Source organism: Variovorax sp. YR634, assembly GCF_900106655.1.
In the GTDB taxonomy this organism is placed as follows: Bacteria; Pseudomonadota; Gammaproteobacteria; order Burkholderiales; family Burkholderiaceae_C; genus Variovorax.
Genome location: NZ_FNOL01000035.1, coordinates 1 through 23913, shown reverse-complemented (window position 1 = coordinate 23913; position 23913 = coordinate 1). Strand labels below are relative to the sequence as shown.

At 59.6% G+C, this 23913-nt stretch carries 25 protein-coding genes and 1 tRNA gene; 18 read left to right on the top strand and 8 right to left on the bottom strand.

What is annotated here, in order from left to right; genetic code table 11:
• Nucleotides 1-8: 8 nt before the first annotated feature.
• Both BLV60_RS32430 and BLV60_RS32425 read left to right on the top strand, forming a co-directional pair.
• Nucleotides 9-96, top strand: a tRNA-Ser gene (locus BLV60_RS32430).
• Between the two features lie 229 nt (nt 97-325).
• Complete coding sequence (locus BLV60_RS32425; protein WP_176929052.1) at nt 326-1330, top strand: ParA family protein; 1005 nt, start codon at nt 326-328, stop codon at nt 1328-1330.
• A gap of 90 nt (nt 1331-1420) precedes the next feature.
• On the opposite strand, the gene BLV60_RS32420 is transcribed toward BLV60_RS32425, so the two are convergent.
• Nucleotides 1421-1651, bottom strand: a complete 231-nt coding sequence (locus BLV60_RS32420; protein ID WP_093059675.1) for a helix-turn-helix domain-containing protein — start codon at nt 1649-1651, stop codon at nt 1421-1423.
• Between the two features lie 84 nt (nt 1652-1735).
• On the opposite strand from BLV60_RS32420, the gene BLV60_RS32415 reads away from it, so the two are divergent.
• From BLV60_RS32415 to BLV60_RS32405, 3 genes are all read left to right on the top strand, one after another.
• Entirely contained in the window at nt 1736-2674 is a 939-nt protein-coding gene (locus tag BLV60_RS32415) for a lysozyme inhibitor LprI family protein (protein ID WP_093059673.1), read from the top strand.
• A 13-nt stretch (nt 2675-2687) separates the two neighbouring features.
• The gene (locus BLV60_RS32410) at nt 2688-3191 is read left to right on the top strand and encodes a DUF1643 domain-containing protein (protein ID WP_093059671.1); all 504 of its coding nucleotides are present in this window, start codon (nt 2688-2690) and stop codon (nt 3189-3191) included.
• A gap of 205 nt (nt 3192-3396) precedes the next feature.
• Nucleotides 3397-3675 carry a DUF3892 domain-containing protein gene (locus BLV60_RS32405; RefSeq protein WP_093059669.1) on the top strand — a complete coding sequence of 93 codons (279 nt, stop codon included), beginning with the start codon at nt 3397-3399 and terminating at the stop codon, nt 3673-3675.
• 81 nt (nt 3676-3756) lie between these two features.
• Here the strand turns inward: BLV60_RS32405 and BLV60_RS32400 are convergent, their stop codons facing one another.
• Nucleotides 3757-4200, bottom strand: a complete 444-nt coding sequence (locus BLV60_RS32400) for a DUF4124 domain-containing protein (RefSeq protein WP_093059667.1) — start codon at nt 4198-4200, stop codon at nt 3757-3759.
• Between BLV60_RS32400 and BLV60_RS34895 the strand changes: the two genes are divergently transcribed.
• Entirely contained in the window at nt 4199-4771 is a 573-nt protein-coding gene (locus BLV60_RS34895) for an HNH endonuclease (protein ID WP_371127427.1), read from the top strand. The two genes, BLV60_RS32400 and BLV60_RS34895, sit on opposite strands and share 2 nt — an antisense overlap.
• Before the next feature lie 46 nt (nt 4772-4817).
• On the opposite strand, the gene BLV60_RS32390 is transcribed toward BLV60_RS34895, so the two are convergent.
• The 4 genes from BLV60_RS32390 to BLV60_RS32375 all read right to left on the bottom strand — a co-directional run bounded on the left by BLV60_RS32390 (nt 4818) and on the right by BLV60_RS32375 (nt 8938).
• Nucleotides 4818-5441, bottom strand: coding sequence for a hypothetical protein (locus tag BLV60_RS32390; RefSeq protein ID WP_093059665.1), 624 nt, complete (start codon nt 5439-5441; stop codon nt 4818-4820).
• A gap of 517 nt (nt 5442-5958) precedes the next feature.
• Complete coding sequence (locus BLV60_RS32385) at nt 5959-6432, bottom strand: hypothetical protein (RefSeq protein ID WP_093059663.1); 474 nt, start codon at nt 6430-6432, stop codon at nt 5959-5961.
• Nucleotides 6433-6742: 310 nt separating this feature from the next.
• Complete coding sequence (locus BLV60_RS32380; RefSeq protein WP_143042673.1) at nt 6743-8611, bottom strand: DUF927 domain-containing protein; 1869 nt, start codon at nt 8609-8611, stop codon at nt 6743-6745.
• Nucleotides 8612-8692: 81 nt separating this feature from the next.
• Nucleotides 8693-8938, bottom strand: coding sequence for a helix-turn-helix transcriptional regulator (locus tag BLV60_RS32375; RefSeq protein ID WP_093059659.1), 246 nt, complete (start codon nt 8936-8938; stop codon nt 8693-8695).
• Between the two features lie 577 nt (nt 8939-9515).
• On the opposite strand from BLV60_RS32375, the gene BLV60_RS32370 reads away from it, so the two are divergent.
• The 3 genes from BLV60_RS32370 to BLV60_RS32360 all read left to right on the top strand — a co-directional run bounded on the left by BLV60_RS32370 (nt 9516) and on the right by BLV60_RS32360 (nt 12748).
• Nucleotides 9516-10127: a hypothetical protein gene (locus BLV60_RS32370; RefSeq protein WP_093059657.1), complete on the top strand. Its 612-nt coding sequence runs from the start codon at nt 9516-9518 to the stop codon at nt 10125-10127.
• Nucleotides 10124-11218 carry a helix-turn-helix domain-containing protein gene (locus tag BLV60_RS32365; RefSeq protein WP_093059655.1) on the top strand — a complete coding sequence of 365 codons (1095 nt, stop codon included), beginning with the start codon at nt 10124-10126 and terminating at the stop codon, nt 11216-11218. The genes BLV60_RS32370 and BLV60_RS32365 overlap by 4 nt, the downstream gene beginning before the upstream one ends.
• A gap of 81 nt (nt 11219-11299) precedes the next feature.
• A complete protein-coding gene (locus BLV60_RS32360; protein WP_093059653.1) occupies nt 11300-12748 on the top strand; it encodes a protein kinase domain-containing protein in 1449 nt (482 codons plus the stop codon).
• On the opposite strand, the gene BLV60_RS32355 is transcribed toward BLV60_RS32360, so the two are convergent.
• Complete coding sequence (locus BLV60_RS32355; RefSeq protein WP_143042672.1) at nt 12745-13020, bottom strand: hypothetical protein; 276 nt, start codon at nt 13018-13020, stop codon at nt 12745-12747. The two genes, BLV60_RS32360 and BLV60_RS32355, sit on opposite strands and share 4 nt — an antisense overlap.
• Nucleotides 13021-13304: 284 nt before the next feature.
• Nucleotides 13305-14501 carry a tyrosine-type recombinase/integrase gene (locus tag BLV60_RS32350; protein WP_093059649.1) on the bottom strand — a complete coding sequence of 399 codons (1197 nt, stop codon included), beginning with the start codon at nt 14499-14501 and terminating at the stop codon, nt 13305-13307.
• 285 nt (nt 14502-14786) lie between these two features.
• On the opposite strand from BLV60_RS32350, the gene BLV60_RS32345 reads away from it, so the two are divergent.
• From BLV60_RS32345 to BLV60_RS32305, 9 genes are all read left to right on the top strand, one after another.
• On the top strand, nt 14787-15071 hold the full coding sequence (locus BLV60_RS32345) for a type II toxin-antitoxin system HigB family toxin (protein ID WP_093059647.1): 285 nt from the start codon (nt 14787-14789) through the stop codon (nt 15069-15071).
• A 3-nt stretch (nt 15072-15074) separates the two neighbouring features.
• Nucleotides 15075-16328 carry a helix-turn-helix domain-containing protein gene (locus BLV60_RS32340; RefSeq protein ID WP_093059645.1) on the top strand — a complete coding sequence of 418 codons (1254 nt, stop codon included), beginning with the start codon at nt 15075-15077 and terminating at the stop codon, nt 16326-16328.
• A complete protein-coding gene (locus BLV60_RS32335) occupies nt 16325-17449 on the top strand; it encodes a beta family protein (RefSeq protein WP_093059642.1) in 1125 nt (374 codons plus the stop codon). Before BLV60_RS32340 ends, BLV60_RS32335 begins: the two co-directional genes overlap by 4 nt.
• A gap of 126 nt (nt 17450-17575) precedes the next feature.
• A complete protein-coding gene (locus BLV60_RS32330; RefSeq protein WP_143042671.1) occupies nt 17576-18382 on the top strand; it encodes a RipA family octameric membrane protein in 807 nt (268 codons plus the stop codon).
• 37 nt (nt 18383-18419) lie between these two features.
• Nucleotides 18420-19127, top strand: coding sequence for a hypothetical protein (locus tag BLV60_RS32325; RefSeq protein ID WP_093059638.1), 708 nt, complete (start codon nt 18420-18422; stop codon nt 19125-19127).
• Nucleotides 19128-19136: 9 nt separating this feature from the next.
• Nucleotides 19137-21233 (top strand): hypothetical protein, encoded by a 2097-nt coding sequence (locus tag BLV60_RS32320; protein WP_093059636.1) that lies wholly within the window; start codon nt 19137-19139, stop codon nt 21231-21233.
• Between the two features lie 42 nt (nt 21234-21275).
• Entirely contained in the window at nt 21276-21860 is a 585-nt protein-coding gene (locus BLV60_RS32315) for an SLATT domain-containing protein (RefSeq protein ID WP_143042670.1), read from the top strand.
• Between the two features lie 156 nt (nt 21861-22016).
• Nucleotides 22017-22799 (top strand): hypothetical protein, encoded by a 783-nt coding sequence (locus BLV60_RS32310; protein WP_093059632.1) that lies wholly within the window; start codon nt 22017-22019, stop codon nt 22797-22799.
• Nucleotides 22796-23677, top strand: coding sequence for a class I SAM-dependent methyltransferase (locus tag BLV60_RS32305; protein ID WP_093059630.1), 882 nt, complete (start codon nt 22796-22798; stop codon nt 23675-23677). Before BLV60_RS32310 ends, BLV60_RS32305 begins: the two co-directional genes overlap by 4 nt.
• Nucleotides 23678-23913 lie beyond the last annotated feature (236 nt).

Below are 23913 nucleotides of genomic sequence, written 5' to 3'. Positions count from 1 at the left end.
GCAGTTCCGGAGAGTTGGGTGAGTGGTTTAAACCAGCAGTCTTGAAAACTGCCGACGAGAAATCGTCCGTGAGTTCGAATCTCACACTCTCCGCCAGCCATCGATGCCTCTCATCGACGCTCGGCCAGTTCGATATCCTTACCCATCCATGTACCCATTCGCCGGCAATGCGACTGGGTGACTCGCCGTGAGTGGCTCTAACTGACCGGCTGCTGCCGCCGGCGCCCGCTGGCCCACATGCCGCGGACCAAAGACCCTTCACGCCGAAATTAAGGACTTATCGATAAGCGATGCTAGGCTTCGCTCTACTAACCATGGAGCAAACTTGAAGACTCTCGCGTTTTTTAATCACAAGGGCGGCGTTGGCAAAACGACGCTTACGCTGAACGTGGCGGATGCGCTGGTGGACCTCGGCTATCGCGTCCTGATGATTGACGCCGATCCTCAGTGCAATCTCACATCCTTCTTCTTGGAGGAAAAGCAGCTCGATGAGCTTCTGGGCGGTTCAGCCGAAGTCGAGGGCAACACATTGTGGTCGGCTATCAAGCCGGTGGTGGACGGCAAAGGGCCGATCAAGGAGATTTCTGCGTACGAGATGCGCGAAGGTCTGTTGTTGTGCCCTGGCGATGTTCTGTTGGCCGACTACGAGGAGGAACTGCCTGCTGCTTGGACCGGGTCATTCGCTCGCAAGGGACGAGACTACGACGTGATGTGCGCGTTGTCGCGTGCCGCGAGAGATATGGCGGCGCGCTATAGCGCAGATATCTTGATCTACGACGTAGGCCCGAACGTCGGCCCGCTCAACAGAACGATTCTGCTCGATGCCGATTTTTTCACGACGCCAGTCGGTGCAGATCTCTTTTCTTTGCGCGCGCTATCCACTGTGGGTAGATCTCTCACCCGTTGGATCACTGACTGGCAGACAGTGAGGGGGCTGGCGACGGAGGAGGACCAGAAGACGCTGTTGCATGGCAAGCCGGTGTTTTTGGGTTACATCACTTCGGCGTACAAGGTTTCCTCTGGCCGGGTATCAACCCGCCCGCATGAGTACTGGGAGGGAAAGATCGCGCCGAGAGTCAAGGACCGCGTCGTAGAGGCGCTACGTGCGGTCGATCCGAAGCTGGCGCCGTTCAGCACGAGCAAACTCGCCGCGATCAAGGACTTTCATAGTTTGGCCCCGCAGGCACAGGAGTTTGGCGTAGGCATCGGCAAGCTTCGTGGGATGGTGAACTCCGGCTACAACGAGCAAATCGCAGAAGCCGCACATGAGTTCCAGAGCTTGGCCGCTGAAATCGTCAAGCGCGTTGGCTTGAAGCTGGTTAAGCCATAAGCGACTGCGCCCTCCCTTAGCGTAGCTGCCTCGCGTTCGCAGTGCGCCCAGTGCTCGGTGGGTGCCGGGATCTGTCGGGCGAATGCGTGGCTACGCGAGGTGTTCGATCAAGGTTGTGGGAGGCACCCCGATCGCTTTGCACACCGCCACGAACTCGATCACATCCAGCTGGCGCTCCCCATTCTCGTATTTGGAGACGAACGATTGTGGACGCTTCACTCGCTCGGCAACCTGCACTTGGGTAAGCCCCGCATCGGCGCGTGCCTGAGCAAGAAGCCGGCGTAGCTTCTTGTATGGTGGGGATTGCAGGCCGCGCGACACGCGAGCGAACGTACATCCCGTTTTAGAATATCCCAATTCAGGATTAATTACTCAAGGTTTTTCCGCAATCAGACTGGAGTGGGAATGGCGTTTCGTGCAATTGCAGGGTGCCTCGGCACTGTCGTAGTCCTAGCGCTTAGCGCGTGCTCGCCCGAGGGAGCCCAGCAGGGGGGCGCGCTCGGCCCTTCACCAGCGAGCGACCGCGTCGGCTGTTCGTCCCCCGACGCGAAGGAACTCATCGAGCAGCTTGTGTGGGAGGGCGTCGGGAAGGCGGTCACCACTGAGCTGTTCGCCGACCGCGTGCTGGACGTGACCGCGGCGGGCAAGGCCCACTTCAAGATCGGCCTTCAGGGCATCGCCACCGTCCCCGGCCAGAACGGCGCCCACCCGACCTGCGAGGCGACCGTCGCCGCCACGGACGCGCATGACCTCAACGCCGACAGCAGCTGGCTCCAGCGCGCAGCGCGGATCGACCCGAGCGTGACGGTGCGAGGGAAGGACCTGCTGGGCAGCGTGCAGTACACCGTGCAGCCCTCAGACGACGGCCAGAGCATTCGCGTGTCGGCCCACGGTATCGAGCCCTACGCACTGGCCCTTGCCGGTCTCAGCTTGGCGTTCAGCAACGCGGAGCTATATGCCCGACGTGAGGCCGAGAAAGCGGCGAAGGCCGGCGGCGTGCCGGTGCCTGCCGCCACTCCCGCGTCGCCCGACCCTGGCGCGCCGGCAGGTACCACGGCTCCCGAGCAACAGGGCAGTGCAGAGGATCGGTATGTGGCGGCGGATAAGGCACTGAACGTCGCCTACGCCACGGTGCGGGCCCGGCTAGATAATGCCGGCAAGACGGCCCTGCTCGACGAGCAGCGTGCGTGGATCAAGACCCGCGACTCCACTTGCAGCGAGGCCAGGATTGCGGCCGCGAGCGGCGGTGACGTGACCGGTGGTTCCGCTATGGCCCTGGAAGTCGCTGGCTGCAAGGCGAAGCTGACCGAGGCCCGCGCGAAGCAACTCGCGACCAAGGGCTAACCGGAGCCGCCCCATGTTGTACGACATCTATCACTCCGACGAGGACGACCGGTGGCGCTACCTGCTGGGCCGCGCCGGTCGGCGCACGCTGGTGACCGTCGGCCTGAACCCCTCGACCGCCACCCAGGAGCGCAGCGATCCGACGGTGGCGCGCGTGGACGAGGTCGCGCGGCGGAACGGCTTCGACGGATTCGCGATGACGAATCTCTACCCGGTCAGGGCGACGGACTACCGGACCCTGCCGGCCAAGGTGAACAGGAGCGCCTTCGAGCGCAACCTCGCCGCCATCGAGGAACTGGTGGCCGCGCAGGCAGAGCCCGTGATCTGGGCCGCGTGGGGCGCGCCAGTCGTGCATCACGCCTACTTCCTGCGAGCGCGCGACGAGCTGTACCGGCGCTTGGCCCGATTCGAGCCGCGGTGGCTGCGATTCGGCGAGCTGACGGCGACGGGGCACCCGCGGCACGCGAGCCGCTTGGACTACGGCTGGACCTTCGCCCCCTACGACATCGTCGATTGATTCGAGGATATGTGTCGCTGTTGCGAGTGAAAACCGACACTGTCACTTCACGCGCGTCATCCAGGATCGAATGACATCGCTCGGCCAACCAAGGCGCAGCCCGTCGGCCAACTAGCCTAGTGTGTTTATGGGATGGGCGCTGCCCCAAGTAGCAGTCAAAGTCGCCGCGGCCTCAATCCGAGGTTGGAGTGTTGAGGAGCACAACATGAGCGATGTCCGAATCACCTGCATAACAAAGTCCGCCACGAATGGCGGCTATGAGCACATCACGCACGTAGGTAGTCCGCAGTTCACGAGGAATTGGACCGTAGCGGAAGTGATCGCCAGCATTGACGCAGCGACCAACACGTTCTTTGTCCAAGCCAGCAACGGCAAGCGCGCGGATGTCGGCGTGGTCCGCGAAGCCGGTAAGCGGCCGTACATTCGCACTCATGCGGACGGGTACTACAACGATAATTTGCTTGCACTGTCCGCTTGCGCTTAGCAGCGCGATAGTCCCCACCATAAAGGCGCGAACCGGGGGACGCTTATCCCGCAGAACCGGGCTTGGCCTGCGAGACGGCAGCTAGCACTTCAGGTCGAAGTAGCGCTTGCGCGTTTGGTACAGGTCCACGTCGGCCTTGGCCTTCGACGCGCCGGTTTCGCGCTGCGTCGCTGCCTCCAGTTCGGGCAGTCGGGCATCCAGTTGTCGGCACTCCCCTTGATCCCGTGCTGGCAGCTTGATTCTCTGGCGCATCACGTCCATCTGATCGCGTGACTTTCCAGTCAGGGGATGGAGCGCGTCGTCGAAGGCGTGGTTGAGTTCCGTGCGCTGCACGTCGTTGCCCTTCCGCGACTTGCCCGACATCTGATCGACGCCTTGGTTCGGCGTCGCGTCGATCACCTTTGCGCCGACGCACGGCGAGTCCGAGTAGCTGACCTTGCCTGCGGTCTCGCATCGGTACACAGGCGGTGCGGCCGACGCGGAGAGGGCGGCCAGCAGCAGGGAGAGAGTGAGTAGGGCGCGCATGGAAGGGGGCTTGTGCTTTGCCCGATTCTTACCTAGAGTGGCATCGCTCGGGCACCTTCGCCCGACCGCGCCAGCGCTACGCTGCGCACCGCCGGAAGGTCGAGCCGCCGGCGCCCGCTCTGAGTCCAAGGCCATCGGGGATCCAACTTTCACCTTGGAGTCCCGCGTGCCCAGCACTCTCATCTCTTCTCGTACTTCAGCCTTCATCCGTCAGGGTGGCCTGTGCTGCTACTGCGACGAGCCCATGTGGCTCGCCGACCCTGCCACCTTCGCCGCACGGTATGGCCTCACACGGCGACAGGCAGAGGCTCACCGCTGCACCGCGGAGCACCTGCACGCTCGCTGCGATGGTGGACGCGACGACCGCGAGAACATCGCGGCGGCCTGTGCTCTGTGTAATCACCGCCGACATGCGCGGCGCGCTATCGCGCCTGACCCTGACGCATATCGGCGTCTCGTGCTGGCGAGGCTGCGCAGAGGAAGGTGGCGCCCGTGGCGGGTCGCTGAGTCTGCAGGCGTCGATAGACATCCCGCGCATCCTGCTTTTAGAAGTGCTAGACGGATGGTGTAATTAATCGGTGAGCGCCCCGATGCTGCACCGGGGCGCTGATGGCGGACTATCCTCGTACCGTGCCGCGGCCTTCGGCTGTCACCGCTCCCGTTTCAGCGCCGTTGTCTCCCTTGCGTTTTGCCCGGCGACGGCCACCAAGGCCCTTGGGGCGACTTCCCGGCGAGGTGGTGGCGGGAAGCTCCAGTTCTTGTGCGGCGGCGGGCAGGCCGTAGTGTGCTCGGCTCGCTTGGGCAACCGCCTCCGCGCCATGCATTTCGATCAGCAGCCACCAGCTGAAGGCATTGCGACAGTACGCGTCTAAATTTTTCTGCTCGGTGCAGTAGAAGCCAGACGCAAGAGCGCAGATGTTGTCGACGAGCGCGCTTTCAAGCCGGCCAACGCACGATACCAAGTCGGGGTCGCACGTTCCCAGCTTCCAAGCCAGGTCAAACTCCATGCGGTGCTTGAACGCCTCGTCGCCTATGAGTATGCGTGCTTGCTGCCGGATCAAGTCTTCGTATGCCGCGTGCTGCGGGGATTCCGGCGGGTGATCGTCGCGCGCGGCGTATAGCTGGCGGATCACCTCCAGATGCGACGCGACGTAGCGGGAGAACCTCGCGTGTAGGCTGCGGCGGGCCTCGTTGTGGGTCGGGTGTATCGATTTCTCGATCGCTTCTGCAATATTCAGCATTGGTGTTTCCTGTTGGCAATATCCGACTAAGGCTGGTCGGCGCCGAGCGACAACGGGCCGCTCAGTGCTACTGGTGGCGCCGGTTTTCTTTGGTAGCTCTGGATTCGGCATTTGGAGAGGGCTGGCACTCCCTGTGGAGGGGCGCAGCATGAGTAGGTTGTCTGCCATTTGCGGGGGACCGGCGGCGATTCGATCTCCTCTGTAGCCTGGACGGGCGTTCTCGCGATCTTTGGTCGCTGTGGACTGCTCGGACACCAAGCATCAGCATTGCGAGGGGCACAGGGGTGGGGGCTACTCTTCAACCTAGGAAATGACAAACTGTCGCATCGCATCGCGATGGGTGACTTCGCCGGACGAAGTTCAGCAATAAGCAAATCGGTGCCAGCTTGCGGTGTCCGTGAGACGTTGGGAGGACTTCCTTGCGCATCGTGCGCAGCGAAGTGAGCAGTTCGTCGGAGCGCCTAGCCTGACCGATGGCAGGCGCCCCAGCATCGCGCCGGGGCGCCCAATGACTGGACTATTCGCGCGCCACATTGACGCCGTTGGCGCTCAGTGCCTCGATGCCTGCGCCGTTGCTCATCTCCACATACTGCCAGCGGAAGTAGAGACTCTCGACAAAGTCGTCATAGGCAGTCTGTCGGTGCAGCGGGTGGGCCTCGGCCATGCGTTTGAGCGCCGCCATCATGCCGTTCTCCATGCGCACAATCTCTGCCGTCTTGAGGTCGCGTTCGTTGATGGCTTCGATTTCGTCCTCAGTGAACCCCCGGCGATAGCGCTCCAGCGCGGCGGGACTGACATAGAGGGTCATCAGCTGTTGGAGCAGGTGGTCATACACCTGCGCCGCGCGGGTACCATCATCTTTTTCTGCGCGGGCGTTGAGGATGCCGACCATGACGTCGAGGTCGACGTTGCTGTCGCGCTTGAAGCGCTTCCAGCGAGCTTTCTCTTCTGCCGAGTGGTCTACTACTTTCACTTTCTTGGGCTTTGCCATTTGGCTGCTCCTTCATAAGGTTGGATGTCCGCTGCTTCTCGCGATCCAGCGGTGAGCGGCAACACGCCGCTCACTACTCCCAGTGCCGGCAGTTTTCCTTGGTGGCTCGGATTGGTGGCCTCGAATGCACGGAGGGCGCCCTGTGAAGGGCTCAACAAAGGGGTGTCGATTTCATGTGGGGACTTCAAAACAGCCCCTTGGTTGAGGCTTAGAACGAGCAGCAGAAGAGATTCGTACGTGTTGGGCAGGATGGCGCCTTGAGAGAGCTTGTAAGAAGCCCCTGGGCGCACCTACTCACCTCTTCCCCTGATCACCTGGCCTCATCGTCCGCGCCCGACGTCGCCGGGTCTGTATCGACCGCGTCAGGCTCCTGCAGTTCGTCGTCCCAAATCTTGTCCGTCACCACGTACACTCGGCGGCGCTTCTCCGTGCCGACATGACGCTGCAGCGCATACCGGACCTGCGGGCCTTCGACCGCCGACTGGAGGCAGCCTGCGGCGCTGAGCACACGGCAGACCAGCCCGACGTCATAGCCCGCAAATATCTCCTTCTTGAACACGTCTACATCGATCAGGTACTCGCGACCTTTGTCGAAAGATTTGATCCAGCCTGCTCGGTTGGAGACAGTCCTTTGATGAGACGGGAAGGGTGGCGCGACCGATTTGGCATCGACTGCCGTGAATCGCGCCTCTTCGTGGCGAGAGATGAACGCGCGCAGGGTGTTGACGATGGCCGCCGGCTCCGCGTTGCCTGCGGTGCCACGCGCCGAGAGCCATTCGCCGAAACAGCGCTTCAATGCCGTTTGGAACTCGCCCGGCGGCAGGCCGGTAAGTTCCCACTCCGTCGCGAACTCTCCGGCCGTTGCCGCCAGCCCGAAGCGCTCGCATACGCGATGGGCTTGACCGCCGAACTCGCCGGCGTCGGCGAACTCGGCCTTGCACTCTTCCACGAACTTGCGGATTCGGTCGCCCACGACCATTTGCAGCAACTCTGCGCTGTCTACTGCGCGGCGGATGAACGCAAGGCCTACCGAGCCGTGGAACTTGCGGGTCGCGGCACGCAACGCCTCCGACAGCGCCGCGCCATCCGCATGTCCATTGAGCTGGTCGAACAGACCATGGCCCTTGCCCGCGTCGGCCTGCAGTTCGACCAGGCGCACCTCTTGGCCAGCGCGGACCTGCTTGCCCACGGTGGCCATGTGCTGGCTCAGGCCGATCTCGCCGGTGGACAGAAACAGCAGCCGCCAGTTCTGTCGGCGCGCCGCGCCGCCCGTACGGCTCGCACGCTGTTTCCCCTGTCCATTGGCCAGCATGTAGGCGATCTCCCCGGCCTCGCGGGGCTCGACCTGCCCGAGTTCATCGAGCACGAGCAGCAAGCTGTTGTACATCGCTGCGATGGCCTCGATGCCGTTGCCGGTCGCGCGCCAGCGTTGCATCTGCCGGTGGCTGCCGAATACGCTAACGGAGGTCAGGCCGGCGGTGGTCTTGCCGCTGCTGCTCGCGCCGAGTAGGTGGATGCCCCCGCCATCGAGTTCGCTGAAGTGCAGCAGGACTGCGGCGAACGCGGTTGCCACCGCGAGCAGCAACCTGGAGTTGCCCGCGCAGAGCGCTGCGACGTGCGTGCGCCAGTCGCCGACGGTGCCCGATTCGGCATACACGGTCAGCGCGCCGGCAGTGGCAAAGCGCACCTCTTCGCAACCTTGAATATCACCGATGGTTCGATCGGGCAGGACGAAGACCTGCGAGCCCCGCAGGCTGTGCCAACCGGTGGTGCTGGCCAGGGTGATGCGCAGCGCAGGGGCGGACGACGCCAGGTACTCGATGAGCTTCTGGCGAGCGTCGAAGCCCGAGGTGATCCTCAGTCCTCGGTCGGCTAAGGCGCGGCACACCTCTAGCCCGTCCCCCTGCAAGGCCGACAGGGGTGCGATGTACTCGTGCTCCTTGCCATCAGGGTCGTGCCAAGTCAGCACCTGACCCCACCCATCGCTTTCCGGCGCCCGCGCATATGCGACCACCTTGATGGGGGCGCTGATACGCCGGCGCGGGCTATCGGGGTCGCCCGGATTCTCAAGCCAGTAGAGGCCCGTGTCGGTGATGAGGTAGGGGGAAGCTAACGCCGAATCCTCTGCAGGCACCGACGGGGTGGCATCGCTAGCACCATGCAAATCCTCGCTATTCATTGCGATCTCCAGCACAGGGGCCTGCGTTGATCGGCAGCAGCAGGCGGGCCACTTGCCGGCGGGGTTCCGCGCTTGCGGGCTTCATTCGCGACCCTTCTTCTCGCATTCCTCGAGATAGTCGAGGACCGACTGCGCCGAGAATAGGGTCATACGCTTGGAGATGCGCACGACCTTCAGCTTGTCCGCCGCGACGAGGCGCCAGAGGGAACTCTTCGAGATCGGCAGGCTCTGCAGCACTTGGCTCTCGCGCAGGTATGCGGGCAGCGGCAGCGGGATGTGAGGAGACTGCTTCGAGTCCGTGGGTAGGGTGGTATTTCTTGCGGTCATTCATGGAATCCTGTGGTTCGGCTTCATCAAGGCGCAGAGAACTGCGCCGCTTGCCGGTGCGTCATGTGGCGGGCGATAACGCGCCACGATTCCGTCCGGTAAGGCAGAGGCCCCAGCCGAAAAGTCGAGGAAGGCGGGTTCGGCGGCCCGAAGGCGCCGAGCACAGGCCCACGGGCGGTCCTGCGGCATGAAAGATTTCTTCTGAGGGCGGCCGAACTGATGCGATGAACGTGGGTTAGCAGTCGCTTCGGAGCGTCTGCAAGCCCTCAGGGGCGCAGGGGAGGGAGGGGCGCAGGGGCGCGGGGTCAGGCCGGCATGGAAACGCGCGCCCCTTCGCCCCTCTGCCCCTTTTCACCTTTGGGGTGCCAGCGCCGTCGAGGATTCGCTGGCGCTACTCAGCCGGCGCCTTTCAGGTTGGGTAGAGAGATGGGGAGGCCCGGCCGACTGGGCGACCGCGCTTGCCGGGGATCGATAGTTGGCGGCGGGCCCGTCCGCCGATCAGATTTCGATGGCGCGTGGTTGACGAATTTCGGATTTCGCACATAATCCGTTGACGATCAATCAAGAGTGCACAAACATGCTCGTTCTGAAATCATCTGATGGCAGTCTCCCCCCGGCCCTCAAGGAGGAGTATTTGAACGTGGTCTCCTCGTGGTTCCTCGAAGAATGGCGGGCCACGGAAGACGACATGGTGCGCGACACGGACACTCCGTACACCCGAGGCACCACCCGCTTCGGGCGCCAGAAGCAACGCATCACCTTGGAGTACCTGTCTGGGCTTCACCCTTGGCTAAAGGTTGAGAACAACGGGCTGGACATCGTATTTTCGATTTGCGGTATCCCCTGCCGCTTCAGCAACGACGATGCAGACTCGCCCAAGAAGCGCGCCGTTCTTGAAGTTCATCAGTTTCAGATTCCTTTGCTTGAGGAGGCAGAGCCAGGCGAAGCAGCACGTTTCGTGTTCGTGATTGATCAAGGTGCCGATGAGATGAGTGAGCCGCGCGTTGTGCTGCTGGGCTTCTCGCAGTCTGGGCAAGAGGTATGCCGTTGGACTTCTGGCGGAATCTTTCGGAAGATCGGCGAGGCAAAGCCATCTATGCCTGCTTCTGTCGAGATCAAGAAGCCGCTCATCACGCCTAAGCGGCGCCCAGCCGCTGACGACGGTGCAGAAGCGTCGGCAGGGCCATGAATCAGATCCTCTGTTTCAACATCCGCCTTGCCCGCCTGTTCAACGGTTTGTCGCTGACCGAACTGGGGGAAAAGTTAGGAAAGTCGAAGCAGTACCTTAGCCGCGTCGAGACGGGTGCTGAGCCTGTATCTGCAACGCTTGAGCAATCCTTGGTCGATCATTTGGGAATATTGCCGGAATTTCTACGGCATGTAGACCCGATGCCGCTCACGGAGGAACAGTGTCATTTCCGAAAGCAACTCACCACAAAGGTTGCGTTGCGGCAGTACGCGCGTGCGCGTGGTGAGATGCTGAAGCGCCTGGTCTGCGTGCTGGATGAATATCTCGATTTGCCCGACTACCGCATCGAAGAGGCCGACCCTTCATCTGAAGAAACGATTGAACGCGGTGCAGAAAGGTGCCGTGCCGAATGGGGCTTGGGTTGGGGACCTATTAGCAACGTTACCCGGGTGGCCGAGAACGCCGGCGCTGTGGTCATGCGCGTTAACGGCCTAGCTCATGAAGTTGATGCAGTCTCGTTTGCCACTCGCCGACCGGTGATCGCGCTCAATGGCTCCGGCAGGTCGGCTTGCCGCGCCCGTTTTGGTGTCGCTCATGAGCTTGGCCATTTCGCGCTGCATATTGGCGTGCTCACGGGGGACCGCTTGACCGAAAACCAAGCTAATCGATTCGCCAGCGCTTTCTTGTTGCCGCGGGCTTCATTCTTGGCCGAAAGCCATAAAGCCCTTAGGCGTTCACGCCTTAACTGGGACGGGCTGAGCGAACTCAAACTTCGGTGGGGCGTGTCCAAGGCCGCGCTGCTCTACCGCGGGCGGCAGCTTGGCGTATTCACGGACGATCAAGTTCGTGCGGGCTACATCACGCTTCGGCGGCACGGCGAAGCTATCGAAGAACATGAGGACGCCGGCATGATTGTCGAAAGTCCGGAGGTGGTTGCCGACGGGCTTCAAATGATGACCGACGAGCTTGGTGTACCGCTCGCCGCTGTTGCTCGAAAGATGTATGTCCAATCGCGACTGCTGAGCGATCTTCTTGGCCAACCGCAAGGAGTGCGAAGCGCGGAGGTCGTCAATCTGTTCTCCGCGCCGTGAGAAAGCATTCATCAAGTCGGTTGGCTTGGCTGTTGTAGCGCGCACCAGTTGATTGCTTAGCTTCTTGGTGCGGTGCGATCGATGGCCGTGCGGTTGGGCACTTGGCATCTACTGGATCGATTGCGCGATATCGAATTTGGGGAGACATCCATGTTTGAGGTTGGAACGGTAATTGACGACCGGTTCGTTGTACAGAGTCTGTGCAGTGACGCCGGAGGGATGGGGACTTTGCTTTTCGTCGCCTATGTTGGTATGGCGACGCCTGTCATGGTATTGAAGTACTGCAAGTTACCAGAGGCTGAAGCTCGCTCCAGATTTAGAAGGGAGGTTCGAGTGATGCAGCAGTTCGAGGGCAATAGCTATGTCATGCCGATCCTTGCCGCTAATCTTGATCACGACCCGCCCTATTTCGTCATGCCATTCTATGAGAACGGCGACTTGTCGGCTCGTGCACAAATCATTCGAGACGACCTGCCTGCGATAGAGGTGTACTTCAATCACATGATCGACTGCATCTCGCAGCTGCATACCCGATCTATTTTTCATCGCGACATCAAGCCGCAGAATTTTCTTCACAGCGGAAATAAGATGGTCGTGTCTGACCTCGGTTTGTGTACTGAGCACGGGTCAAGCACTGCCTTCACGCGCCAGTCGATGTACTGGGGAACTGAGGGATACCTGCCGCCCGAATTCTTGCAGGGAGGATTCAAAGACGCAGATGCCGCGGGCGATATTTTTATGCTTGGAAAGACCTTCTACTCCGTGTTGAGTGGCCGCAATCCGATCTATCTAATGGCAGATGGTATCCCTGGACCGCTATTTCCCGTAATAGAGCGATGCTGCGCGATGGCAAAGGCAAGTCGCTATCAATCGCTGGCTTCCTTGAAGCAGAGCCTCAAAGCCGCGTTCGATGCTGTGCTCGGACGCGCAATCGGCCCTACCAGTGCAGACGGTTTGCAAAGGGCAATTACTGATCGATTGAAGGCATCTGGAAACTACGAACCGGGAGAGGTCGGGTCGTTCATCGAAGCACTAGCGATGCTTACCGCGCAGGATAAGTACCAAGTGTGCATGGCGTCGCCCAAAGAGCTTTTCTTGGTGATGGCCCTGGAAATCGATGCAGGCCTGCGCGCGCAGTTTGTGCAGATTTATCAGCAGATGGCCCTTGAGGCAACGTATGCATGGAGCTTCGCAGAGGAGATCGCGAGCAACATGAAAGTGCTGTTTGATGCGCACAATGTCAACGCTCAAACCAAAGCAGAAGCGTTGAGATCGTCGATCATTGCCGCTGTTCGTCAGAACCGTTTTGCGGCCATGGAAACTTGCACGAAAATGATTTCCTCCGTTGAGGATCCGGAGCTGGCGCAGCGAGTCCATGACATTTTGATCGAGCATGACTGCCACTTCTTGCAGCATATTGAACCATCCAGCTGTCGCTCTCCAATCATTCGTCACGCGATTGAAGGACTCAAAGCTAACGAAGACGCTCGGCTCGCCGCATTGCCCGGCGCCTCGCCGCTTAGCTTTTAAGGAAAGAAGTCGTCCTGCTCAGGCAGAACGCGAGGCATCGCCGTTCCATCAATAAAAATCCGACGCGCGTGCATGGCGAGTTCTTCGTCAAGTTTCTCTTCATACCACCGTCGGGCTTTTTGTGAATCCTCGGGGTGGCGGATTTTGCCCATCAGTGAATACAACTGACCGGCTCGCCCCGCGGTCAGTGCCGCGCGGCGTTGGCGGTAAAGCGTGAGGTAATGGCTGTTGTAAGCTGGATTGGGCTGGTGGGTGCGGATGATGATGTTCATTGTCTTCATGGTGCATGCGTACGCTGCGGCCGGTCTTGGGTGAGGAAGAGATACGCCACCTCGATACCCTCAATTCTGTAGAGGATGACCGCGTGTCGCTAGACGCACAAAACACAAAGCCGAGAAGAGGACAGCCGACAGGGGCACTGGCGCTTCGGAAGGTGTTGCGGGGCTGCGAACGCCTATTGACAAATGTGAGCCTGTATCCATGGCGGCTGAGTTCTATGTTGTGACAGGCGCCCGCTTCCGTGAAGCAGTTTGTGCGCTTTTGAATTGACCTCGTCTTATCGGTTGTCGCGTTGCGCGTACGTCGCCCAGTCCCTCATCAGCTGCACCCGCTTCTCCAGCAGGTCGCCTCGCCGGTAGGCGGCCTCGACCTTATTACCTACGGCGTGGGCTAGCGCCATCTCTGCGACCTCGTTCGGGTAGAGCGTCTGCTCTGCGCACCAGTCTCTGAAGGTTGAGCGGAATCCGTGGGGCACCGCGTCCACCTCCATCCTGCGTAGCACCGCCGTCAGCGTCATGTCGCTGAGCATCCCGCCCTTGGGCGCCGGGAATGCGAAGTCGCTGTGACCGATCTTGAGTTGGGCCCGCAGTAGCTCCACCGCTCGTTCTGATAGCGGCACCCTGTGTTCCTTCTTCGCCTTCATCCGCTCGGCTGGTACCACCCACAGCGCGCCGTCCAGGTCGAACTCGCCCCAAGTCGCTCCACGCACCTCGCCCGAGCGCGCCGCCGTCAGGATCGTGAATTCCAGCGCGCGGGCGCCGACGCCCTCCGCCTGCCGCAGCCGAGTCATGAACTCGCCGATCTGCCGGTAGGGCAGAGCGCGGTGGTGATCCGTCTTCGCGATCTTCCCCGGTGCCGGCAACAGCTTGTCGAGGTGTCCCTTCCAGCGAGCCGGGTTCGGCCCCGTGCGGTAGCCCCGCGCCGTCGCCCAGTCCAGCACCGACTCGACCCGTCCACGCAGCCGTGACGCCGTCTCCGTCTTTTCCTTCCAGATCGGTTCCAGTACCTTGAGCACCTGCGGCAGCTCCACGTCGCGCACCAGCAGCGTGCCGATCTCTGGCTTCGCGTAGGTGTTCAGGGTGTTCTCCCACTGCTGCCGGTGCTTCGCATTCTTCCACGAGGCTTCGTGCGCCTCTATGTAGAGGGTCGCGGCCTTGGAGAAGGTGATGGCCGCGGCGCGCGACGCTATGAGCGCGCTGCGCAGCTTCCTGCCTTCCTCGATGGGGTCCAGCCCCAGCCGCATCTGTGCCCTGGCCTCGCGGGCGAGTTCTCGCGCCTGTGCCAGCGGCACGTCAGGGTAGCCGCCCAGCCCCATGTCCCGCCGGATGCCCCCGACCCGGGCCCGAAGGACCCAGCTGCGCGAGCCGCCGGCGTTCACGTTCATGCCGAGGCCGGCCACGCCGCCCACGAAGTTCATCCCGCGTCGGGTGATCCGAGACACCTCCAGCGCACCCATCTCCTTGACCTTACCCATCTATATCCCCATCAATGAAAATTGCCTTAGATCCAGCGAGTTTCACGAGGTTTCCAAGATAAATCTAGAGGCAGTCACGCGCGTGACTTGGCGTGAGACTGTATGAAATCTTCCGCCATATCAGGACTGTCTTCCGAGCGCAACAGATGCCTTGGGATTTGGATGAGCCCAGGCTGGGGAGTGATGGTTTTGGTGTTTGACAGATGATCCCAAATTGGGAACAATCAGGCTAGTCCCGAACCGGGATCAACCAGGAGCCGCCAATGTCAAAAAGGAAATTGCTACATGAGAGTCATTGGGCTGGGGGTTCTGAGTGCGTTCTGTGATGAGCACGCTGACTGCCGGAAATGGATTTCGAATTGGATTCGAGATGTCAAGCAGAGCACGTGGAGGACAACTCATGACATTAAGTTGCGATATGCGGCGGCGAGTTTTCTTGCCGAGAACGTCGTGATCTTCAACGTGCGAGGCAATGTCTATCGTCTGGAAACACAGGTCGCGTTTGGCGTCGGCGTTGTCGCTATCAAATGGATTGGTACTCACGCTGAGTACGACAAGCGGAAGATCTAGGAAATGAAGTACAGAGTCCTAAGGACTGAGGATGAGCATCAACAAGCACTTCAAGAAGCCGAAGCGCTGGTTGTGATCGATCCCGCGCCAGGTACCAACGACGCAGAACGTCTGGAACTACTCACGCTGCTCATCGAAGACTATGAAAAGCGCGCTTTCACCTTTGAGGAAATCGACCCGCTCGACGTCATCGAATTTCGGATGGCTGAACAAGGGCTTCGCCAGAAGGACCTAGTCTCTATGCTCGGCAGTCGCAGCAGAGTCTCTGAGGTCCTCGCGGGAAAGCGCCCGCTAACAGTTCAGATGATCCGGGCCCTTTCTATCGGATTGGGAGTGCCCGCGGATGCGCTCATCGGTTCGGAGCCTCGTAAGCCATCGAAAATGAGTTCCGAAGCGGCGACGGAAATCGACTGGAAGCAGTTTCCGTACGGCGAAATGGAACGACGCGGTTGGTTCAATGGCGCACGAGTGTCGGGATCCACGACAGAGGAGCGCTTGCAATCGTTTCTCACGCAAGTTCTTCCCAAGGAGCCAGCGGAGGTGCTTTTCCGTCGCCGATTTCAGGGGGTCGAGATCGACGATAAGTCGTACTACTCGACCTTGGCTTGGACGGCACGTGTCCTCATGCGCGCCCGCGAGGTGAGCGAGTCGTTGCCCCCCTTTGAGTCGGCGAAGATTACCCCGGACACGCTACGAGACCTCGCGCGCCTAAGCTGGCTCGCCAACGGCCCCACTCTAGCGGTCGAATTTCTCGCAAAACTCGGCATTGTTGTTGTCGTTGAGAAGCGACTGAAGAATGCCGTCATTGATGGAGCTGCGATGCTGTCCGAGGCTCGCCGGCCGGTCATCGGGTTAACTCTCCGCGTTGACCGCATCGATTACTTTTGGTTTACTCTATTGCACGAGGTCGTGCACGTTTGGCGTCACCTGAACGATTCGAGGGAGGCCTTCATTGATCGGGTTGAGCGTATTGCAAGTGCAGAACGCACGACCGACGCCAAGGAGAACGAAGCCAATCGGATTGCGAAAGACGCTCTGATTAAGCGTGCCGTTTGGGAGCGTAGCCCGGCAAGGCTAGCTCCCTCTCGCGAGAGCATTCAAGAACTTGCCGACCAGTTGCATATTCATCCTGCGATTGTTGCTGGCCGGGTGCAGTTTGAAAGTGGGCAATACAACCAGTTCCGTGAGTTCTTGGGCCAAGGTGAAGTGCAGAAGCAGTTTCAAGAGGTTTTTCCTGAGGAAGGAAGAGAAGAATGAAGTCTCCGCTGTATGTTCCTATCGTCAAGGGAAAGGTCAACGATGTTGTGGCCGTGGGCAAGCTTTCGCGCCGCGTGCGAGAGAGGGTCAAACCTCTCGTCGAGGCTATGCCGATCAACCCGAAGAACCCCGCCATTGACGAGCATGTTCATAAGCTCTGCCAGTACATCCGAAAGCATGCACCGCTCGGAGATCTCTTCGTCGACTTCTACGGCCTGATGCCCGATGCCCAAGTACCCGATGGCACCAATGCGACGCTGTTCGGCTACCAGTTGCTCAAAGGTTTGGGGCGCTATGTCACCCCGGTCTACGGATTGGAACGAAATGATGATCTGTGGGAGCCGCTTCGCACCGTCGTTGCCGGCTTCGGCCAGGGCTTCGCATTTCGGCTTCGCCGCGACGATCTGGCCGACGATTTGATCGATGAAACGTGGACGACAATCTCTGAGCGATCCGCGCAGCTCGGCCTGGTTGAGAATGACATTGACATCATTCTCGACTTTGGCAGCCTCTCGGGGCTTGACTTGGCTGAAGTCAAAGAGGTGGTGATTTCATTCCTATTTGGCAACCCGCGGGCTCGAAATTATCGGAGTATCGTGGTTGCTTCGTCTTCAGCTCTACGCACCGTCAGCGATGTCGGCGTAGACGACATGGCTGAAGTAGTGCGAGAAGAACTCCACTTGTGGTCCGACCTATGGAACGACCTGCCAGACGAGGTGCGTCCGGTATACGGGGACTATGGAATTGTTCACCCCGACTTCAGCGACATCGGGCCGAACAAGTACATGAACGCCAAGATTCGATATACCGCTGGTGACAAGCTTCTGTACTTCCGCGGCCACGGACTCCTGCATCCAGCGAAGGATTATGGACAGTACCGAGGGCTTGCACGCAAGGTGAGAGCTGATCCTCGGTATCGCACCCAGACCTTCAGTTTCGGCGATGAGTACCTCAATGCCTGCGCCAACGGTTTGGGCAGTCCCGGATCTCCGAGCACTTGGGTGAAAGCGGATATGAACCACCACATCACATATGTGGCTCAACAGATAGACAGATTGATTGCTGCTTTTGGCATGAAGTCGAGCAGCACGAGCTTATCGAGCTTGCTGGCAGAGGTTTAGGAAGCTTTTGGTGCGGCGAAGAGGTGCGTCAGCTCCACGGTGATCAAACTTTGATTTGACCTCGCATCAGCACTGCTTGCGGTGAGTACATGCAGGAGTCTGCGATGGCAGCTATGAAGCGGTGGCGTGGTTGTTAGCGCCGTGCACTATTCTGGAGACCCTCCTCAGGAGGGCTTTAAACGCGCAGGAGACGCTATGGGCTGGTTTTTGGGTATCGTGAAGCAGAAATTTCAAGAGCAATTACCTCCTGTCGTTGACGATACTGCGAGTGGAATAAAACGCGTGTACGAGCTGGCTCTCAAGCAGAGAGAGTTTGAAATAGCGCAACTTACACAGAGAAATAACTTCTTCATGATCTTCCAGGGCGTCCTTATAGGCGGCCTAGTTCAATCGCAGGGAACGGCTGCTCCCTTGATTAATTTTCTTTTATGTATCACGGGAATGGCCATTTCGATATTTCAGATCGGAATGGCTGGAGGGGCGAAATACTGGCAAACGCGATGGGAGGTTGCGGTGAAGAACATCGAGCTCTACCTTCTTGAGTCTATGAAGGACAATCCTCATCAAGTTATTCAGCTGTTTACTGTGGATGGTAAGCACCTGGGGCCTGAGGAAAAGAGAAGAATCGCCGAAATTAATAAGAGCCCTGCGCGCATAAATGACCAACTCGCCAGCAAAGATGGGTATATCGACAAAATCGTCGGCGATGACATTGATCGTTCCGAGTACATGTGGTTTAACCGTGGAATGATTTCATGGGCTGTCAAAAAAAAATGGTCAGTAAGCAAAATCCCACTGTGGGTCGGTTTCTTTCTTTTCGTTTTTTGGCTCCTTCTTTGGATGAATACATTCTCTATAGTTGGTGAAACTCTTCTCTCCCGGCTGTTCATATGGTTTCCCTCTGGAATCTTTGAGCTGAAGAGCTTCAAGTAGCACCAAAAATCACGGCGGCTGCTTGTTGTGCAAATGCATGTTTAATCTAGACGCACTGTTGCCAAGTGAGCTTGAGGCAATCGATTTGCCATACATCGAGCTCTACAACGGCTTGGTAGATGCAGAAGTTGCTCGTCGGACTTGGAAGCCTGAGTCGGAGAAGAAGGTTGCGAAGATTAAAGAGGCTCAAGGCTGGCGCTTGCGTCCAGACCTTGGTGCTCTGTGCATGGACGGTGATGCATCGGCTCCTGTGGTCTACCTGCAGGCCAACCCGAGCTACGGTGACGACGCCACCCGCGAGACGCACTACCGTCCGCACCCCGATTGGCCCTTGTCCGTTGCCGGCTCGCACATTCATCCGGCGACGCAGACTTACTACCGAAACACTGTCTTCCTGCACCTGCAACAGGAAGGTATTTCGATCGGCGACATCAGCCGCAAGATGCTCAAAGTGGAACTGTGTCCTTGGGCGAGCAAGAAGTGGCCCGGCGAGGGCAAGCTCGATGCAGCGCTGAGTAGTTTCCCAAGCCGTGAGCCGATCACGCGCTTCGTCGAGCATTTAGTTGATCGTGGTGCGCTGTTCATCATGGCACGTGCATGGGGCCCTTGGTTCAAGGCCGTACCGTCCCTAGCGCCGCTCGTTGGCACGCGCGTCTTTAAGAGTCGTACTCCCGCTTCAGCCTTGATCTGCAGGAGCTTCTACCCTGCGGGGTGGGATCAACTCGTAGCCGCACTGCGTTCCTGAGGCCAGCTCATGAGCGGACCCGGAAAACTCGTTGTCCAGGATGCTGCCGGCGCCCAGAGGGTGCTCGCCGAGCTGGTGATGGCGTGGGCGAACGACGCCGAAACTGGTGAGCCGTGCTTCATCCTCGAACTTGATGCCCAGCACACAGGCGCGAAATGTGGCTGCGTATGCCCGAGCTGTGGCCTGCCGCTGACTGCAGTGAACGCAGCCAAGGCGGAATTCCGGAGGCGCCCACACTTTCGCCACCCAGAGGGCGCTGAGCGTAGCGAGTGCATGGTGCTGGCCGCGCGCGTTGCAGTGCTACGGCAACTCCAAGAGGACGGCTGGCTTGAATTGCCTCGCCGTCGCAGATCAGCGACCGCGATTGGCCTGAGCGGTGAACCCTACGAAGCATGGGTCGAAGTGCCAGCCGAAAAGCTGCACATTCTTCAGGTCGACTACCGCGGCCGCGCCGTTGCCGTCATCACGTTCGACGATGGGCGCCAGCTACGTGTCGAGCTCACCGGGACGCCGGGAGAGATCAATGGTCCGCTCGGGGCGGATGGTCTTCCGGTTCCGACGATTTATCTGGGAGTGAACGATCCGTTACTGGCGTCGATGGAGCCTAGCGAGATTCGGAGGCGGATGCGACTGTTGCCGGATGACCTGTGCTGGCGCGGCCACTGGGACGACATAGAACTGCAGGCGCGCGCCGAGGCTGAGGCAAAGGAGAAGGCGCACTTCTACTTCGATGAGATCCCGGAAGGACTCGACTTGCCGGAGGAGATGGACCCGGCGCTACGCCGCGAGACGGTGCTGCACCACGAGGTCAAGCGAATCTTGGCCGAGCAGCGGTGGCTGTACGTCCCGGGTCTGGACGTCGTGGTCGAAGCGTTGACACATGATGGCCAGGCACTCCGAGAACGATGGTCTTGCGAAGCCGAAAAGTTGGAGTTGGATCACGTTGAGCTTGAGCAGCGTTTCGGGCGCATCGTTCCAGACATTACCTGCAAGTCGTGGTCAACTGCTGGTGGACGGGTCATGTGGCCGCTGCTTATCGAGGTTACCGTCACCAACCAGATCAACGAAGAACGTCTCCGGGGCATCCGCGAGCACGGTGAAGCGGCCCTCGAAATCGACCTGAGTTTGGCAGGTGGCAGGGTGACCCGCGACGAACTGACTCGGCTCGTGGTCGAGGAGTTGTCCTTGAAGCGCTGGCTTTTCCACCCCGGATCGGAGGAGAAGCGTCTGGAGCTTCGGGCTGCTGTGGCGCAAGAGAAGTCGGTCCTTGATGAACAGGCGCGCTGGCTGGCGGAGCGTCGGGAGCTTGTACTGGCCACTCCGATCGCGGAGATTGCGCGGGAATATCTGGCGGCCGTCGTCTCCATGCTAGACGCGGGGGCTGAGGCAGACGCTGAAGGCCGGCAGTCAGCGGTTGTGATCATCGCAGAGCAAGCGGCGCGAGAGCGCGTCGCCGACGCAGCCGACAAGCTCGCGCTGCACGGCTACCCGGAAGCGGCCGATCAAAACCTCATCGGCTATCACGGGATTCTTTCCCGGATTCTGTCTTGCCAGCTTGCTCGACCGGTTGGGTATCGGATGCCCAATGTGATGGGCGTGCTTAACGCGATCCGACAGAGCCGTGGTGTCCAACGGTCGTTGTTCACGCTCTTCTTCATTGCGGTTCGTGTCTATCGTCCCCCGCTTGAACCCGACCAGCAGATTTGGTTTGAGGGATGGGCAACTGACGTGCGCAACAGCATCCGCGCAGGTGACGCTACCTACCTTCGCGACCCTGCGTACGACGCTTTCCTGTCGGTGCTTTTCCCAGAGATGGCGGAAGCCTTGGCCAAGCCAGGAGGGAGGCTCTTGCCTAACGCCGATCCCTTGGAGCAGCCAGGGGGCCGCACTTCCGAAACGCCGGAAGTGCCGCGTCGTCGGCGTGCTACCTTCGTCGATCAGCAACCTCGGACTGGTGGCGCATCGTGGCCATTGCTGGACACGGCCCGTGGCGACTTTTGGTTGAGAGGAAGAGATCTTGAAGCTTGGAAGAAGGCGAATCCTCTTTGGGCGGCAGCATGGCCTGAATGCCCGCCGAGAGCAGATGAAGCGCGCCGCGATAAATGAGCGATTCGCGTTGAGATAGATGATGCGGCGTAAGTTCGCCCTATGCGCAAACGAATTGCCGATGGGGAAAGGTTCGGCTTCCCGGATGGCACACTCGAGGCCCGTTACTCGCTCAGAGGTTTTGCTATGGCCGCTCCTGAACAACCGACAGATGCAGCTGGACTTGCAAAGCGTTGGTACGAACGTACCTCCGTGGTTGCGGTAGGGCACTACAAAGCAGCCGCATACCTGACCGGCTGGAATGGGAAATTCACGGGCTGCTCCGCGATTCTGTCGGGGATAGTCGGCACTGCAGCCTTTGCCACATTACAGGCCCAGCCGGCAACGTGGCTTCAGATAGGAGCCGGCATCCTGAGTGTGGCTGCCGCCGTTCTCGCCACGTTTGCGGGCACGATGGGCTATCAAGAGAAAGCGGAAAAGCATCGTCTGGCCGCCGCGAAGTACAACGCCATCGGCCGTAGACTGGAGCAGATTCGCGCTGCGCCCGAGATCGATACGGTAGAGCTCGCAGCGGTTCGAGTCCGCCTCGATGAACTTTCACTTGAAATGCCGCATATCCCCAAGCACATCCACAACCAAATGGGGAGTTTTGAGGACATTGACCAATGGGGCGATAAGCAGCGCTAGAAAAGCCCTGCCTGGTGGTTCCGCCTCTCGGTCCCAGCTGTGATGGACCGATGGCGATGCGGAAGATGCGATAGTGACGCTCTGTCCAGCTCGCTCCCGCTGAGGTCGGCCATTGCAAGAAGCTAGGATGACGAAACCCCTTGGTCCCAAATTCTTATGAAGCTCACGCCGAACAGCCTCGCAGATGCACTGATAGCCGGAGGCCATGCAGCTGCTCTTGAGAATTTCTTTCTTGCGCAAGACTGGGACGTGCCAATTTTCCCTGAGGCTTTAGTACAGGTAGAGACGGCGAGAGTCCTGCGCGAACAGTTGAACTTCAGCAGCGTTGAATTGGAAGCGAGCACTGAGCGCATCGTTGGCGCCGCGAGCGGCCGTTCGCCGAGTGACTCACTATTCCCCGACATTGAGCGGGAAGGGAAGATTGATATCGTTTGCTGGAATTCCTTCGTGCCTCAGGTGTTCGTTGAGGTGAAAGATCAGGTCGGCAGTTCAGGCGATGGCATCGTTGCAGACATGCTGCGGATGCAAGCAGTGCTGAAGATTGCTCACAAATGGGGCTCGAATGCTCTCGGGGGCCAATTGCCGAGGTATGGCGCTGTGCTCTATTTCGTCGGCAAGAACGCCAAGCAGTACAAAAAGCAACGGCATCTTGCCTCCCAGTTCATTCGCTTCGCGGACCGCACGGTCGCCACGACAGTTGCCAACCTCAAAAAAGTTGTTGATGCCACGGAGTTTGACCTTCTTGTGAAGAAGGCCCGTGTGGGCGACTCGGCGAAAGATGGATCGCCAGATCCCGAACTGGTAAACACCGAGTTTGAGGAGACCATCTCCGGCTCGGAGCGATTTACATACTGCATCGCATGCGTGCTGCACCGAAAGATAGCGGAAGCCACTCATAGTTCGCCGGTGGTCGACACCTCAGAAGCGAACTCACAATGAGCAAGAAGAAGCCAAAAAAAGTGCCAGTGAGAAGCAGAGGTGAGAACCTCATTGACTTTGAGCGCCGCAAATACTCTCGGGAATGGGGCCTCTCCTCCGCGCACCTCGCGAAGTCAGGTTGCTATAGCTGGATGGCAGACAAGCTCGGCGTGTCAGGCGCTCTCTTGGAGATTGGATGCGGCAATGGGCTGTCGACGATTGAGCTGGTCCGAAGAGGAAATTGTGTCGTCGCTATCGAGGAAAACACCGCATGCATCCGACGCGCGAAGCTGGCGATCGAGGAGGCGGGTTTTCGCGTGGCGACGGCTTCTAGGGGCGTCTTCGGAGATTTGCGGGACAAAAAGCACAAGATTACGTACAGGGAGGTCGAGGCACCAGCCCTGGATAAGTTTGATGCGCTGCTGATTGAAGGCAACTTGCTTGATGATCCGAGCCTGCACGCCTATTTGCTCAGCCTACCGCCGTTCGATGGCGTGGTCTGCTGGCTGATCGGCACCCATGGCGGCATGGGCTTAAATGTGTCGGTAGATACGGAGCTAGTTCAGACGTCCGCGGACTACCGACTGCTTGTCCAGAACGAGGCCTATGAATACTCGGACGACTGGCTCAAGCTTGGCGGAGTACTTCACATCGTCGATCGCGTTCATTCGATCTCTCCGGCGTTGATCGAGGACACTTTGGAAAACCACAAGGAGCAAGCCGGCATAACTTCACTCACGGTGAGCGATATCGATCACCGGCCCTACGATGAGCCGCGGGACAATGACGCTGTACAAATGGTTGCGACTTTATCGGATGACCACAATCAGACGGAGATCGGCGAGTTGTCACTGATTTCGATTCGATCCGTGAAACTGGGCGCCTCGTCTGCGGCGTGAAGTGGGGCGCGCCCCATCCGACGACCCATCGAAAATTCTGCGACTTAGCGAGATGGTCTGGTGCCCGCTGAAATAATCGGTCGGTTGCCGGCGTCGAGGAGTTGGTTGCCGGTGGTCCTGTGTGAGTCGCTCTGCTGGCTTCGTAAGCGTCCGGCCAACGCATCTTGAATCCGCCGGGAGGCCCGACCAGCATGGTGTCCACCAGACTCACAGGTGGACACCATTCAAGACTCCAA